The 14,239-nt window shown below is 39.6% G+C and carries 11 protein-coding genes; 6 read left to right on the top strand and 5 right to left on the bottom strand.

Going from position 1 to position 14,239, the window contains the following annotated elements; all coding sequences use genetic code 11:
- Positions 1-73 precede the first annotated feature (73 nt).
- On the top strand, positions 74-1,750 hold the full coding sequence (locus Q0K96_RS02060) for a DUF4397 domain-containing protein (protein ID WP_297332344.1): 1,677 nt from the start codon (positions 74-76) through the stop codon (positions 1,748-1,750).
- Between the two features lie 105 nt (positions 1,751-1,855).
- Here the strand turns inward: Q0K96_RS02060 and Q0K96_RS02055 are convergent, their stop codons facing one another.
- The 3 genes from Q0K96_RS02055 to Q0K96_RS02045 are packed head-to-tail and all read right to left on the bottom strand — an operon-like array spanning position 1,856 to position 6,818.
- Positions 1,856-4,489: a DNA gyrase/topoisomerase IV subunit A gene (locus tag Q0K96_RS02055; protein ID WP_297332343.1), complete on the bottom strand. Its 2,634-nt coding sequence runs from the start codon at positions 4,487-4,489 to the stop codon at positions 1,856-1,858.
- Positions 4,490-4,492: 3 nt separating this feature from the next.
- A complete protein-coding gene (locus Q0K96_RS02050) occupies positions 4,493-4,918 on the bottom strand; it encodes a hypothetical protein (protein WP_297332342.1) in 426 nt (141 codons plus the stop codon).
- Between the two features lie 46 nt (positions 4,919-4,964).
- On the bottom strand, positions 4,965-6,818 hold the full coding sequence (locus Q0K96_RS02045; protein ID WP_297332341.1) for a DNA topoisomerase IV subunit B: 1,854 nt from the start codon (positions 6,816-6,818) through the stop codon (positions 4,965-4,967).
- 204 nt (positions 6,819-7,022) lie between these two features.
- On the opposite strand from Q0K96_RS02045, the gene Q0K96_RS02040 reads away from it, so the two are divergent.
- Entirely contained in the window at positions 7,023-7,511 is a 489-nt protein-coding gene (locus tag Q0K96_RS02040; protein WP_297332340.1) for a hypothetical protein, read from the top strand.
- 84 nt (positions 7,512-7,595) lie between these two features.
- Entirely contained in the window at positions 7,596-8,825 is a 1,230-nt protein-coding gene (locus tag Q0K96_RS02035) for an NAD(P)/FAD-dependent oxidoreductase (RefSeq protein ID WP_297332339.1), read from the top strand.
- Positions 8,826-8,929: 104 nt separating this feature from the next.
- Here the strand turns inward: Q0K96_RS02035 and Q0K96_RS02030 are convergent, their stop codons facing one another.
- Positions 8,930-10,438: a T9SS type A sorting domain-containing protein gene (locus Q0K96_RS02030; protein ID WP_297332338.1), complete on the bottom strand. Its 1,509-nt coding sequence runs from the start codon at positions 10,436-10,438 to the stop codon at positions 8,930-8,932.
- Positions 10,439-10,615: 177 nt separating this feature from the next.
- Positions 10,616-11,683, bottom strand: coding sequence for a chorismate synthase (gene aroC, locus Q0K96_RS02025; protein WP_297332337.1), 1,068 nt, complete (start codon positions 11,681-11,683; stop codon positions 10,616-10,618).
- A 134-nt stretch (positions 11,684-11,817) separates the two neighbouring features.
- On the opposite strand from aroC, the gene Q0K96_RS02020 reads away from it, so the two are divergent.
- The 3 genes from Q0K96_RS02020 to Q0K96_RS02010 all read left to right on the top strand — a co-directional run bounded on the left by Q0K96_RS02020 (position 11,818) and on the right by Q0K96_RS02010 (position 14,111).
- Positions 11,818-12,663, top strand: coding sequence for a UDP-2,3-diacylglucosamine diphosphatase (locus Q0K96_RS02020; protein WP_297332336.1), 846 nt, complete (start codon positions 11,818-11,820; stop codon positions 12,661-12,663).
- A gap of 37 nt (positions 12,664-12,700) precedes the next feature.
- Positions 12,701-13,510 (top strand): hypothetical protein, encoded by an 810-nt coding sequence (locus tag Q0K96_RS02015; protein WP_297332335.1) that lies wholly within the window; start codon positions 12,701-12,703, stop codon positions 13,508-13,510.
- Positions 13,511-13,607: 97 nt separating this feature from the next.
- Positions 13,608-14,111, top strand: a complete 504-nt coding sequence (locus tag Q0K96_RS02010) for a porin family protein (protein WP_223052772.1) — start codon at positions 13,608-13,610, stop codon at positions 14,109-14,111.
- Positions 14,112-14,239: the final 128 nt, after the last annotated feature.

Genomic DNA, 14,239 nt, shown 5'->3' with positions numbered 1-14,239 from the left:
TTCTTTAACAGTATTACTTTTAGATTTTTGTTTAATTAATTTTGATGTATGTTAAACAAAAAACAATAATGCGATGAAAAAAATTACACTCTTATTTTCAGTTATTCTAGGCATATCAGGTATGTCCTCAACGGCACAAACAGCCAGGGTACAGGTTATCCACAATTCCCCTGATGCAGCAGCAGCCGAAGTTGATGTATATTTAAACGGTGACATACTGGAAGATGATTTTGCTTTCAGGACAGCCACAGCATTTATGGATGCTCCTGCAAACACGCCCCTTACAATTGTTGTTGCACCGGGTAACAGTACATCTGCAGCTGATGGTATTTATACCCTGACAACTTCGCTTGCAGAAAATGAAACGTATATTATTGTAGCTAACGGCTTGGTAAGCACTACAGGTTATACACCATTACAGCCATTTGAGCTTTCTGTATTTGCAGGTGCAAGAGAAGTTGCCACATCAGCTACTGCTGTAGATATGCTTGTGAGCCACGGTTCTCCGGATGCTCCTACAGTTGATGTTGTAGAAACAAGTGTGCCTGCAGGTACTGTAGTAAATGACATTTCTTTTCCTTCATTCGGAGATGATTACCTTGAGCTTTTAACGGATGATTACATTATTGACATCACAGATGAGACAGGTGCTGTTGTAGTAGCATCATATCAGGCTCCGCTTGAAACGCTTGCACTTCAGGGCTCGGCAATAACAGTCCTTGCAAGTGGGTTTTTAGATCCTTCAATGAATAGTGATGGCCCTGCGTTTGGTTTGTGGGTTGCCACTGCTGCCGGCGGAGATTTAATACCGCTGCCACTGGCAAACACTACTGCCAGAGTTCAGATCATACACAACTCTGCCGATATGGCTGCACAACTGGTTGATGTTTATTTAAATGGCGAAATATTAGAGGATGATTTTGCTTTCAGAACTGCTACACCGTTTATTGATGCTCCTGCAGGCGAAGAAATATCAATAGATATTGCACCTGCTACAAGTACATCTGCAAGTGAAAGCATTTATAATCTTACTACAACACTTACTGCCGGTGAAACATATGTTGTAATAGCTAATGGTATTGTAAGTACCGAAGGTTATGAGCCAAACCAGCCTTTTGACCTGTATGTTTATCCGATGGCAAGAGAAATGGCAATGGAAATGGGCAATACTGATGTATTGGTATTTCATGGTGCTACCGATGCTCCTACTGTAGATGTGGTAGCTGTTGGTGCAGGAACAATAGTTGATGATATCATGTATGGTGATTTTGATGGTTACCTTGAACTTGCTACAGACGATTATACACTAAATGTAACTACATCTGATGGTAATACCGTGGTTGCGGCTTACCAGGCACCTCTTTCTACGTTATCGTTAGATGGCGCTGCAATAACTGTACTTGCAAGTGGTTTCCTTAACCCGGCGGTAAACAGTGACGGGCCTGCATTTGGTTTATGGGTTGCATCAGCAAATGGCGGAGAACTTTTAGAGCTGCCTGCAGCTTTAAGCACAGAGCTGTTTAAAAATAACAATGTTACATTATACCCTAACCCTGCTGCGTCGGTTATTAATGTTAGCGCTGGCGCACAGGATGTACAATATAATATGTTCGACCTTTCAGGAAGGCAGGTAGTACCGCAGGCAAATGGTAATACTATAGATGTATCATCACTTCAGGAAGGTGTATATATCCTACAATTGAATGTTAGCGGAGCAATTTCTCAACATAAAGTTGCTGTTAAAAAGTAATAGTTTTGTAATGTGTGGGTTTGTACTGTTTTACGTGAGGGTAAAACAGTCAGAAAGGCAGCCGATGGCTGCCTTTTTCTTTTCTTAATATGATAAAATAAAAGATTAATCTAATGAAAGGGTAATCTGCCCGTCTTCGTCAAGTGATATAGTAGTGTTTTCATCTGTAAGGTCGGTTTCGCCTTTAACTTCCATTTCTTCGGGCACTTCTTCTTCAGGTGCGTCATAGGGCAACGGCTCTAACAGGTTAATCTGTTTTACCTTATCGGCAGTAAGCTGGTTACCAAGCGCTTTAATACCCTTGACAGCAATAAAGTTTTCAAGGTCAACAACAAGGTTTTCTTTCTGAACTCCTTTTATCTTGGCAAAAATTACCTCTGCAACCGGCCTGTAATCGGTAGAAACAATTTCCAGTTGCGATTTCTCATGCTCCGTTATAAAAATCTCTTCCCTGTTTTCGTTTTCTATAAGAAAGCGTTTTACATAGTAGCGTTCTTTTTCGCCATCAAAATATATAGCAGAAACAGGCTTTTTAGGTACCCACTTTTCAAGCACTATCATGCCTTCATCAAAATGGGTTGTAATTTCGGGTACAATAGTTTTTACTTTGCCCGACTGGTTAATAATCAACAACCTGTCATTGGGGCGGAATTCACCCAACAACTCTCCCCTGCCGTCAACATTTAAACGCTGCACCGTATCATCAAACCAAATGCGGCGGGGCTTTAATGTTGATATGCCTTTTTCCTTAAGCTCAATACGCTTTATAGGATATTTTGTTACTGTATTACCCCGTGATGCACGGCCTTTAATGCTTATCGTGGCAAAGTCAAGATCCAGTTTCAGCTTTTTAATGCTGCCTACCTGTCGCAGCAATATGTTTACAACCTCTGCCTCGCCATTCGGGTTAGCGGAAAAGTACAATACCTGAGAGCCCTTTGTGCCTTGTGTAAGGTCATATAGCTTATCGCGTGTTACACCCGATACATTAAAGCGTTTAACATAGCTTGGCCCCGACTTGCCGTCGCGGTATATCATGTTATATATGGTGCGCTTGTCGTTTTTATCAAACACGGCAGCGTGAATTATGTCTTTACCTACAAAGGTCTTTACATCAACTTTGGTTACCATCATGTTACCATCACGCAGGAAAACGATAACATCATCAATATCACTGCAATCGGCTACATATTCATCTTTTTTAAGGCCGGTACCAATAAAACCTTCCTCCCTGTTCATATACAGTTTGGTATTGCGTAATACCACTTTTGTAGCTTCTATATTATCAAAGCTGCGCAATTCTGTTTTACGTTCCCTGCCTTTACCATACTTCTCTTTAAGGTTCTGGAAGTACTTTATGGCAAAATCTATAATATGCTCAAGGTTATATTTTACCTGCTCTATTTCGCCTTCAAGGGCTTCAATTTTTTCCTGGGCCTTATCAATATCAAATTTAGAAATCCTCTTAATCCTTATCTCTGTCAGGCGTACAATATCCTCTTCAGTAACGGCGCGCTTAAGGTGTGTGGTAAAAGGCTTCAGGCCTTCATCTATGGCACGTATAACGCCCTCCCAGGTTTCTTCCTCTTCAATAAGGCGGTAAATTCTGTTCTCAATAAAAATCCGTTCTAACGATAGGAAATGCCATTGCTCTTCAAATTCATCAAGCTGAATTTCAAGTTCACGCTTCAGCAGGTCAACAGTACGTTTGGTAGAAATACGCAGCATTTCGCTTACGCCTACAAAATAAGGCTTATGCCCGTCTATAACGCAGCCAAGCGGCGCTAATGAGGTTTCGCAGGCGGTAAAGGCAAACAGTGCATCTATTGTTTTATCAGGCGAAACGCCCGTAGGGAGGTGTATCAGTATCTCTACATCAGCAGCGGTATTGTCTTCAATTTTTTTAATTTTTATTTTACCTTTCTCGTTGGCTTTCAATATACTGTCAATAAGACTTGAAGTATTAGTTGAAAAAGGTATTTGTGTAATTACAAGTGTACTTTTATCTAATTGAGATACTTTAGCACGCACACGCACACGCCCGCCGCGCATACCATCATTATAATTTGATATGTCAGCTACTCCCCCTGTAGGAAAGTCAGGGTAAATGGTAAAAGGCTTATTTTTAAGTACTTTAATAGAAGCGTCAATCAGCTCATTAAAATTATGAGGCAGCACTTTTGTGGATAAACCAACAGCAATACCCTCTGCTCCCTGTGCTAACAGCAACGGGAACTTTACAGGCAGGTTTACAGGCTCATTCTTACGCCCGTCATATGATAGCTGCCATGTGGTGACTTTAGGGCTGTAAAGCACCTCAAGCGCAAACTTGGATAACCTTGCCTCTATGTAACGTGGTGCTGCGGCGCCATCGCCTGTAAGTATGTTACCCCAGTTACCCTGGGTATCTATAAGTAGTTCCTTCTGCCCTATCTGCACCATTGCATCGCCTATACTGGCATCGCCATGCGGGTGGTACTGCATGGTATGACCTACAACGTTGGCCACCTTGTTATACCGGCCGTCGTCAAGCTCTTTAAGCGAGTGCATAATACGGCGCTGCACGGGCTTAAAACCGTCTTCTATGGCAGGCACGGCACGCTCCAGGATAACATAAGAAGCATAATCCAGGAACCAGTCTTTATACATACCGGTAACCTTGGTTATGGTTTCCTGCTGCTCCGGGGCATCACCTTCGTATTGCTCTCCTTCTATAGGTTCAAAATTATCTTCGCTCATATATTATTCTTCTCCAAAATATTTTATACCTGCTTGCTTAAATATGTGTTCTAAATTTGCGGTTCTTTCATCGCATATTTCGTTATATAGAAAATTACCTTCTGCTTTTCCGCATTCCAGGCATACTTCCAAATAGCTATATATTTTACTTTCATTATTATAGAAAAGTATTGCATGACGGGGTTGGTAGCAAAGGGATCGGGTTATATCTATTAATGGGCATTCCTCTATAAATAAGTATCGGAAAAGCTTTTCAGTTAATGTATCATTGAGTACTACCCTTTCTTTAATCAATGACTTACTAAACCTTATTTCTCCGCTCACAACTATTGTGCTATCAAAGTGATTATCCCAATTCATGCGGTCAGGATATGAAACTATTTCTATTTTTTCAGCTTCAGAAAAAGGATAAATTTCTTCTTTGGGCACGATTATAGTACACGCTTGCAGCAATAGGATGCAAAGCAGTAATAAACTACTCCTCCACCACATCCAGTTCTACTTTAAGGTTGTTTATAATAAAATCCTGCCTGTCCGGCGTGTTCTTGCCCATGTAAAACTCGAGCATATTTTGTATAGAAGTAGCACTGTCCAGCATTACAGGGTCAAGGCGTATATCCTGCCCTATAAAATGCTTAAACTCATCCGGCGATATTTCGCCCAAACCTTTAAAACGTGTAATTTCAGGTTTGCCCTTAAGCTTTTCAATTGCTGCCCTGCGTTCTTCTTCACTATAGCAGTATATCGTTTCTTTTTTATTCCGAACCCTGAAAAGCGGGGTTTGTAATATGTACAGGTGTCGCTCTTTTATCAGCTCCGGGAAAAACTGCAGGAAAAACGTTATGAGCAGTAGGCGTATGTGCATACCGTCAACATCAGCATCGGTAGCTATAACAATATTGTTATAGCGCAGGTTTTCCATTTCCTCTTCAATATTTAGCGCTGCCTGTAACAAGTTAAACTCCTCATTTTCATAAACAATTTTCTTGCTCATGCCATAAGAGTTAAGCGGCTTACCGCGAAGGCTGAAAACCGCCTGTGTGTTTACATCCCTCGACTTTGTTATTGAGCCTGAAGCCGAATCACCCTCTGTAATAAAAAGTGTGCTTTCAAGGCTTCGCGGGTTTTTGGCATCGGTAAGGTGCACACGGCAGTCACGCAGCTTTTTGTTATGCAGGCTGGCTTTTTTAGCCCTGTCGCGTGCCAGCTTGCGTATGCCCGAAAGTTCTTTCCTCTCACGCTCTGCCTGCAGTATCTTTTTAAGCAAAGCATCAGCCGTTTCCGGGTTACGGTGCAGAAAGTTATCGAGTTTTGTTTTTATAAAATCATTTACAAAAGTACGCACCGTTGGCAGGTTCGGCCCCATATCTGTCGACCCAAGCTTTGTTTTGGTCTGCGATTCAAATACCGGTTCTTCTACTTTAACGCTTATTGCGCTTACAATAGATTTACGAATATCTGCCGCCTCAAAATTTTTGTTATAAAACTCTTTTATGGTTTTAACTAAAGCCTCGCGAAATGCTGCAAGATGTGTACCGCCCTGTGTTGTATTTTGCCCGTTTACAAAAGAATAATATTCTTCGCTGTACTGGGTTTTGCTATGCGTCATGGCTATCTCGATATCTTCATCTTTAAGATGTATTATCGGGTATATCCTGTCGTCTTCATTAATATTTTCGCTCAAAAGATCTTTAAGCCCTTCTTCCGACTGGTATTTTTCACCGTTATAAATTATTGTCAGCCCGGTATTCAGGTAACAATAATTCTTGAGCATCATTACAATATATTCATTGCGGTATTTGTAGTTCTTAAAAATGGTATCATCGGCAATAAAAGATACTTTAGTACCCTTTCGCTTGGTAGTTTCTATTATATCTTCTTCCAGTGTAAGCTCTCCGGCCGAAAATTCAGCCGCTTTCTGTTGATTGTCCCTTACCGACTCTACCCTGAAATATGTAGAAAGTGCATTAACTGCCTTAGTACCCACACCATTCAATCCAACCGATTTTTTAAATGCGCGGGAATCATACTTGCCCCCGGTATTCATTTTAGAAACCACATCTACAACCTTTCCTAACGGAATGCCACGACCGTAGTCGCGAACAGTAACCGTTTTATCACGAACAGTAACTTCTATGGTTTTGCCTGTGCCCATAACAAACTCATCTATAGAGTTGTCCAGCACTTCTTTTAAAAGGATATAAATACCGTCATCGGGTGAGGAACCGTCACCAAGTTTTCCGATATACATACCGGGACGCATACGGATGTGCTCCTTCCAGTCGAGTGAACGGATGTTATCTTCAGTGTACTGATTCTGCTCCAGCATATAAAATATAGGGATTTTGTGCTAATGTACTATATATGGCAAAAAAATGAAAGCCTAATTTGACAAACTTATTAAAAATAGCTAATAATGTCATGTATATAGCTCAATTAGCTTTTAAAATTACAGCAGTGAAAGGCGTTATAATTATGTAAAAACTTTTCTGCTTTTCCTAATATACTTTAAATTTATGAAAAACCTAAAACAATGAAGAATATTATTATGAGCCTTTCGATGCTATTACTGGTAGCATGCAAAGGCAAAGAACAAAATGAAGCTGCAAATGAAAATGCAGATAACGCGGCAATAGCGGAAAACATTATCGAAAAATATTGCTTTTTAAAGGTGTCCCCTTATTCTCCTGAATATAATAAAGACAGGGTTGTGAATGACAGCATCGTTTTTGAGTTTGAGAGAGAAGGCGACAGCGTTTATGGTGTTCTAAAATGGCTGCCTTATGAAAAAGACACCAAACGAAGTACTTTCAGGGGTGTTTTAAAAGACGGCAAAGGCACTGCAATAGCCGAAACTATGGCTGAGGGAATGGATTATAAAGAAGAACTTCATTTTACTGTGGAAGAGAATTCAGCAAGCATAAAATACGGAGCTATGCAACAGGATGAGGAAAGCATCTGGCGATATGATAAAAGCGAAACATCCGAACAGGTATTGGAAAAAGTTGATTGCAAAGAATAATGTAAGGTAACAGGTAAATAAATAGCCTGCGCTTAAATTTAAATGTTTAATTTTGTTTAATATTTTTAAATAATAATTAAACAAATGTCTGTTGCAATATATATTATAGGGGGCGGAGCAAGCGGACTTGCAGCCGCAAGATGTCTTGAAGAAAATGGTTTTGCATCAATTATACTGGAAGCTACCGACAGGCTTGGTGGACGCTTGCGCACCGATAACTATAAAGGCTATAACCTTGATTATGGATTTCAGGTATTGCTTACGGCATATCCATCTGTAAGGAAATATATTAACTTTAAAGAATTAGAGACTGTACACTTTGAGCCCGGTGCCCTGCTTTTTAAAGATGGTAAACAAAGTAAAATAGGTGACCCGTTAAGAAAACTTTCTTTTCTGTTGCCTACAATAGCCTCACCTGCAGGTAGCCTGAAAGATAAATACCTTGTGTTTAAACTCTCAAGAGAACTTATAAGCCAAAAAACAGAAAGTATTTTTAAAGGCAGCCGTAAAACCACACTGGCATTTTTACAGGAATATGGCTTTAGTAACCGTATTATAGAAAACTTTTTTAAACCATTCTTTACAGGCATATTTTTAGAAGATAAACTTGCCACGCCTGCCGAAATGTTTTGTTTTGTATATAAAATGTTCAGTACAGGATATGCCGCGCTACCATACGGCGGTATAAAAGATGTTGCTGAAAATCTTTCAAAACCATTAAAAAATACTACTATAAAGCTTTCTGCCAAAGTACTGGCAATAGAGAATAATACAATTGTTTTGGAAGACAGAAGCACATTAAAGGCTGACTACATAATTACAGCGGCTGATATTTCCGTAATCAACAATAGCAATCAGCCGACTGCAGTACACTGGAAAAGCTGTACTACATTATATTTTACTACGGCTAAAAGATACATTAAAGAAAGTATTATTGGGCTTGTTACTGATGGTAATGCACTTATAAATAATATTTGCTATCCTGAGCCTGCAACGGCTGATACCGCCAAGGGACATTTACTTTCTGTAACAGTAGTAAGGCAGCATAATTTAGCTGATAAGGAACTAATAGCAGCTGTAGAAAATGAACTGAAGATACATTGCGGAATTGTAACGGAATCTTTTTTAAAGCTATATCACATACAAAAGGCTTTACCCGATCTTGCAACCCTCTGCTATCCTGAAAAACCAGTTAAGGCAGGACAACATCTTTATCTGGCCGGTGACCACTTGGCAAATGGTTCTCTCGATGCCGCATTACTATCAGGTGAAGTTGCTGCTAAGGCGGTTATTGAAGCAATTGGTAACAATTAGTAATTGAAGCTATGGAATAAGTTCTTAATAATAAAAGCAGAACATATAAAAAGCAAAAAGCTGCCTCTAACGAGGCAGCTTTTTTATATAATGTAAGTTACTAATTAGTTTTTAACAACTTTCTTAGTTACTATACCTTTTTCTGTAGAGATATTCATGATATACATTCCAGAAGCAAGGTCAGATACATTTATCTGAGCTTCAGCAACACCATCAAACTTAACAGTTTTAACTGTACGGCCGTTGATATCTACTACTGATACACCATTTACAAGGCTTGAAGAAGCGTTTGCAATGTTGATTACGTTTGTAGCAGGGTTAGGGAATACAGCAAGTTGTGAAGCTGCATTTTCTTCTACACCGGCAACTGAAGATACTTGTACGTTATCAAGAGTTACCCATCCGAAGTTAGCTTGTGCCTGAGCAGGAGCTGTATAGTTGAAACCTATGTAGTAAACACCTGTTGAAGGAGCTGTAAATGTAGCTGTTTCTTGTATCCACTCGTTGTTTACAATTTCAGTTAAAGGCTTAATAGTTGTAGTTTGAGCCGCTACAGTATTATCATCACCTACAGTTACCCTAAGGTTATTAACACCACCGTTACCGGCACCAATACGCTCTCTTACATAGTATGTAACAGTTACTACCTCACCACCTGTAAGGTTAAGAGGCCTAGAGAAAAGCCATGCATCAGAAATTGCACCGAAAGCACCTGCGCTAATAGCTAATTCACCTTCTTGAGGGGTAAAAGCAGTTCCTGCAGCAGGCATTGTTTCCCAGGTAGAACCTGTAGCTGCATTTAGAATAGACCATCCGCCAAGGCTTGGAGTTTCGAAACCGTAAGTATAAGCAAGGTCAGCAGCAGTAAATTCAGTACTGAAAGAGATTGGCCCTATCCAGTCACTGTAATCTGTACCGCCGCAAAAAGAACGGATGTAGAATGAGTAGTCTGTGCTTGGAGTTAAATCAGTAAGGTTAACTTCTGTTCCATCCATTACATCAATAGTATTGATAGCACCGTTACCCTGCTCATAATCAAGTGGGCCGTACTCAAACTGATATCCTTCAGGAGCACCAACTGCAGGAGCTGTCCAGCTTATTGAAACAGTTGTAGTTGTAGGCGCTTCAACATATTGGAAACCACCAGGAGTAAAACATGATGTAGGTGTAACTGAAAGTTCAAAATCAAAACCTAAAGCTGACCAACGGTTATCAAACATAATGTAATATGTTACACCGGCTGCTGCAGGGAATTCAAGATCAGAAAGGTATTCTTCATTAGCCGCATCAACATCATCATTAATTGCGTAGCAGGTTAAGTTACTGCAAGTTCCTGTAAATACAGAAACCCTTGTATCAAGGTTTGGGTTTGTATTTGCAGCAATATTAGTATTAACCCTTACAAGCGCGTTTTCAGTCGCTGTAAATGAATACCATTCTCCTGTTGGAGTTGCTGCTGCTGCCTGCCAGCATCCGGCCTGATAAGTACCGTCAATTGTTCCAACCGTGTAAGTACCCGGTGTCACCGCAACTGCACCGCCACAATTGTTTTGTGCATTTGCAGTTAAAAAGGAGCCTACTAGTAATGCCCCTAATAGTAATTGTTTTTTCATGGTAATAGTTTTTAATTTTTTCCAAAAGTAGTAAAAAAAAAATCTGATACAATTTTTATTATGTTAATATCAATAAAAAAACAAGCTTTAATTAAATATTTTTTACGACTTTCTGAATTAACTATTAAATAAGTATTTAAAGTAATGCTGTACTTAATTGTATATCAAGTCTTACAATTAAATTGTTTTGCTAATCTTGTTAATTAAATAAAAGTCAGCCAGCACTAAAGCCGCCATTGCCTCTACAATAGGTACTGCCCTGGGTACAACACAGGCATCGTGCCTGCCTTTACCTTTAACTTCGGCCAAGTTACTATGTATGTCAATAGACTGCTGGCTCTGCATCAGTGTTGCCACAGGCTTAAAAGCGACCCTGAAATATATATCCATCCCGTTACTTATCCCTCCCTGAATACCCCCTGAAAGGTTAGTTTTCGTAGTTCCATCCGTATTAAAAATATCATTGTGCTCGCTTCCTTTCATTTTTGCGCCGCAAAAGCCACTACCATATTCAAATCCTTTAACGGCATTTATAGATAACATTGCCTTTCCTAATTCAGCATGCAACTTATCGAACACAGGCTCTCCCAGGCCGGCAGGTACATTTTGCAATACACAGGTAATTGTCCCTCCTACAGTGTCGCCATCTTTTCGAACCTCTTTAATATATGCTTCCATTTTAGCAGCAGTTTCTGTGTCAGGGCAGCGCACATCATTAATGTCTGTCAGGCTTAAATCAAGCGCCTGATAGGGCTTATCTATAAATATATCTCCAACAGATGATACAAAAGCATTAATCTTAATTTCCGGCATGAGCTGCCTGGCTATTGCCCCTGCCGCAACACGGCAGGCAGTTTCGCGCGCTGAGCTTCTGCCCCCGCCCCTGTAATCTCTTATACCATATTTTTGCTGATAAGTATAATCGGCGTGAGACGGCCTGTAAACATCTTTAATATGAGAATAGTCTTTACTCTTGTGGTCTTCATTTTTTATTATAAAGCCAATAGGTGTACCTGTTGTTACTCCCTCAAATATTCCTGACAAAAATTCTACCATATCCGGTTCCTTTCGTTGTGTAACAATTGCAGACTGCCCCGGACGTCGCCTGTCCATTTCTTTCTGTACAGCGTCCATATCAAGAGCAATCCCTGCCGGGCAACCGTCAATAATCCCTCCTATTAACGGCCCATGAGATTCGCCAAACGTTGTTAGTTTAAATATATGCCCAAAAGTATTTCCTGCCATTATGTTGTAAGTTTTTACAAATTTACTTTTTCCTGACTTAAATAATACCTGCTTTATTTTTAAATACAACTATTTTATAACCTTATCATAAGCTGTAATTAAAACACATAGGTGTATTTTGCATAAAACACCCCATGAAAAAAAGGATAGTTGACCTTGTTGTTCTCTCTGATGTTCATTTGGGAACGTATGGCTGCCACGCCAAAGAACTGCTTAATTACCTTTCTACAATTAAGCCAAAGACACTGATACTTAACGGCGACATTATAGATATATGGCAATTCAGGAAATCATACTTCCCAAAGTCGCACCTTAAAGTGGTAAAGAAAATAATAGACATGGCATCTAAAGGCACCAAGGTTTATTATATAACCGGCAACCACGACGAAATGTTGCGTAAATTCAGCGATACCAGTATGGGCAATTTTTGCCTGGTTGATAAAGTTGTTTTAGAGCTTGACGGAAAAAAAGCATGGTTTTTTCATGGCGATGTTTTTGACAGTTCTGTTAACCACGCAAAATGGGTAGCCAAACTGGGCGGCATAGGCTACGACTACCTTATATTATTAAACAGGTTTATAAACTGGGTTCTGGTTAAAATGGGGCGCGAACAGTATTCATTATCAAAGAAAATAAAATCGGGTGTAAAAAAAGCCGTAAAGTTTATTTCTGACTTTGAAGAAACTGCCGCTGAGCTTGCTATAGAAAATCAGTATGACTTTGTAATATGCGGTCATATACACGAGCCGAAGATAGAGAAGAAGGAAAATAAAAAAGGAAGTGTTATTTACCTTAACAGTGGCGACTGGATTGAAAACCTTACGGCTTTGGAGTATAACAAAAAAAGATGGAAGTTGTACCAGTATGCCAATGAGATTAAGGTTAAAGAGGAAGAGTATTTTGAAATGGAAACCGAACTGGGCAACAGATTAATAGCATCGCTGATATTTGATAAAAAACTGAAACCTCTTAAAAATTAGTTATATTAGCAGCACTAACTTAACTGATTTTTTAAAAATGAAAAACACACTTTTATTATTAGGCTTCAGCCTGTTTATGTTTTCCTGCTCAAGTGACGATTCCGGAAATGACAATGTAACTTCCACTTCAGATTTTCTTCCGCTAAATGCGGGTAACTACTGGGTGTATGATGTTGAGAGCGATGCTGCTGGCGGCTCCGGCAGAGACTCTTTATATGTGGCTAATGATACTGTTATTAACGGTAACACCTACAAAAAGTTTAAAACACTTAATATGTCTTGGGGCTTCTATTCAAGCGCACTTGCAAACAATGGTGTAAGAAAGGTTGAAGACAGGCTGGTGCTAAGCGGAAGTGCTGCTGTTAACTTTTCTGAAGAACTGCCTTTCTCTTTAGATGTTACAGACCTTACAATATTCAGGGAAAATGCTGCTAACAACCAGGTACTTGGTTCGGTATCAGACGTATTATCTCAAGTATATGATGAAAACACCACACTTGAATTTGATTACACCCTTACCAGTACTGCAAAAGAAAACCTGTCAAGCTATACGGCCGGTGGCGTTCAATATAATAACGTTAGGTCGGTAGAAATTAAACTGAGGATGGAAGTTACTGCAAATGTTGAATTTTCGGGTACCAGTTTTCCTGTCAATATAATGCCGGAGCAGGATATTATTGTATCTACACAATATTATGCTGAAAATATAGGTGTTGTGCATGTGGTGACAGATTTTGAATATGTCCTCTCCAATGTTTCTCAATTACCTATACCTATAGATTTGCCATTACCATCATCTGCTGCTGTACATCAGGAAGAAATACTTGATGTTTATGTAGCTGAATAATTTAACAAAATTATAAGTGTTAAGAATTTAACACTATATTTTCTTACAAATAACTGTGCTATAATTTTGCTTCATAACAATAACCCAAAGTAATATTATGAAGAAACTACTATTAGCCGCTGTAATGCTACTGGGTGTAGCCTTTACAGCACAGGCACAGGAAGAAAGAAACGCATTAGGTTTACGTTTAGGTGATAATGACGGCTTTGGCGGAGAAGTATCTTACCAGCGTTACCTTAGCTCCGGCAACAGGCTTGAACTTGACCTTGGTTGGCGTGATTCAGAACGTTATGATGCCGTTAAGCTTACAGGCCTATACCAGTGGGTTTGGAATATTGAAGGCGGATTTAACTGGTATGCCGGTGTAGGTGGTGGTCTTGGTACATGGGAATTTGATGATGATGATGTGCCACCGGGATTTGATGATGATGATGACAGCGGTACATTTGTATTTCTGGCAGGTAATATTGGTATAGAATATAATTTTGATATACCATTGCAGTTATCGCTTGACTTTAGGCCGGAGGTTTATTTTGGCGACGATTTCAGGGATGATGATTTTGGCCCGGATATCGCGCTTGGTATCAGGTATAAGTTTTAAGTAAATACTTATAAAGTATAACCACTACAAGCCTGCCCTGTATTAGGGCAGGCTTTTTATATGTAAATATTTAATTAGCCAATCCATAATTTGTATTAGTTAAAGCCAATAGATTATCTTTGCGGATA

It is taken from the genome of Flavobacterium sp. (assembly GCF_024305175.1).
Classification (GTDB): domain Bacteria; phylum Bacteroidota; class Bacteroidia; order Flavobacteriales; family Flavobacteriaceae; genus Flavobacterium.
This window is presented reverse-complemented; position numbering and strand designations above follow the sequence as displayed.

What these genes read in the sequence shown, in the direction of transcription:
- Q0K96_RS02010 (WP_223052772.1), top strand. Translation starts at nt 13,608, where the DNA reads ATGAAGAAACTACTATTAGCCGCTGTAATGCTACTGGGTGTAGCCTTT.
- Q0K96_RS02020 (WP_297332336.1), top strand. Translation starts at nt 11,818, where the DNA reads ATGAAAAAAAGGATAGTTGACCTTGTTGTTCTCTCTGATGTTCATTTG.
- Q0K96_RS02060 (WP_297332344.1), top strand. Translation starts at nt 74, where the DNA reads ATGAAAAAAATTACACTCTTATTTTCAGTTATTCTAGGCATATCAGGT.
- Q0K96_RS02015 (WP_297332335.1), top strand. Translation starts at nt 12,701, where the DNA reads ATGAAAAACACACTTTTATTATTAGGCTTCAGCCTGTTTATGTTTTCC.
- Q0K96_RS02035 (WP_297332339.1), top strand. Translation starts at nt 7,596, where the DNA reads ATGTCTGTTGCAATATATATTATAGGGGGCGGAGCAAGCGGACTTGCA.
- aroC (WP_297332337.1), bottom strand. Translation starts at nt 11,683, where the DNA reads ATGGCAGGAAATACTTTTGGGCATATATTTAAACTAACAACGTTTGGC.
- Q0K96_RS02030 (WP_297332338.1), bottom strand. Translation starts at nt 10,438, where the DNA reads ATGAAAAAACAATTACTATTAGGGGCATTACTAGTAGGCTCCTTTTTA.
- Q0K96_RS02040 (WP_297332340.1), top strand. Translation starts at nt 7,023, where the DNA reads ATGAAGAATATTATTATGAGCCTTTCGATGCTATTACTGGTAGCATGC.
- Q0K96_RS02045 (WP_297332341.1), bottom strand. Translation starts at nt 6,818, where the DNA reads ATGCTGGAGCAGAATCAGTACACTGAAGATAACATCCGTTCACTCGAC.
- Q0K96_RS02055 (WP_297332343.1), bottom strand. Translation starts at nt 4,489, where the DNA reads ATGAGCGAAGATAATTTTGAACCTATAGAAGGAGAGCAATACGAAGGT.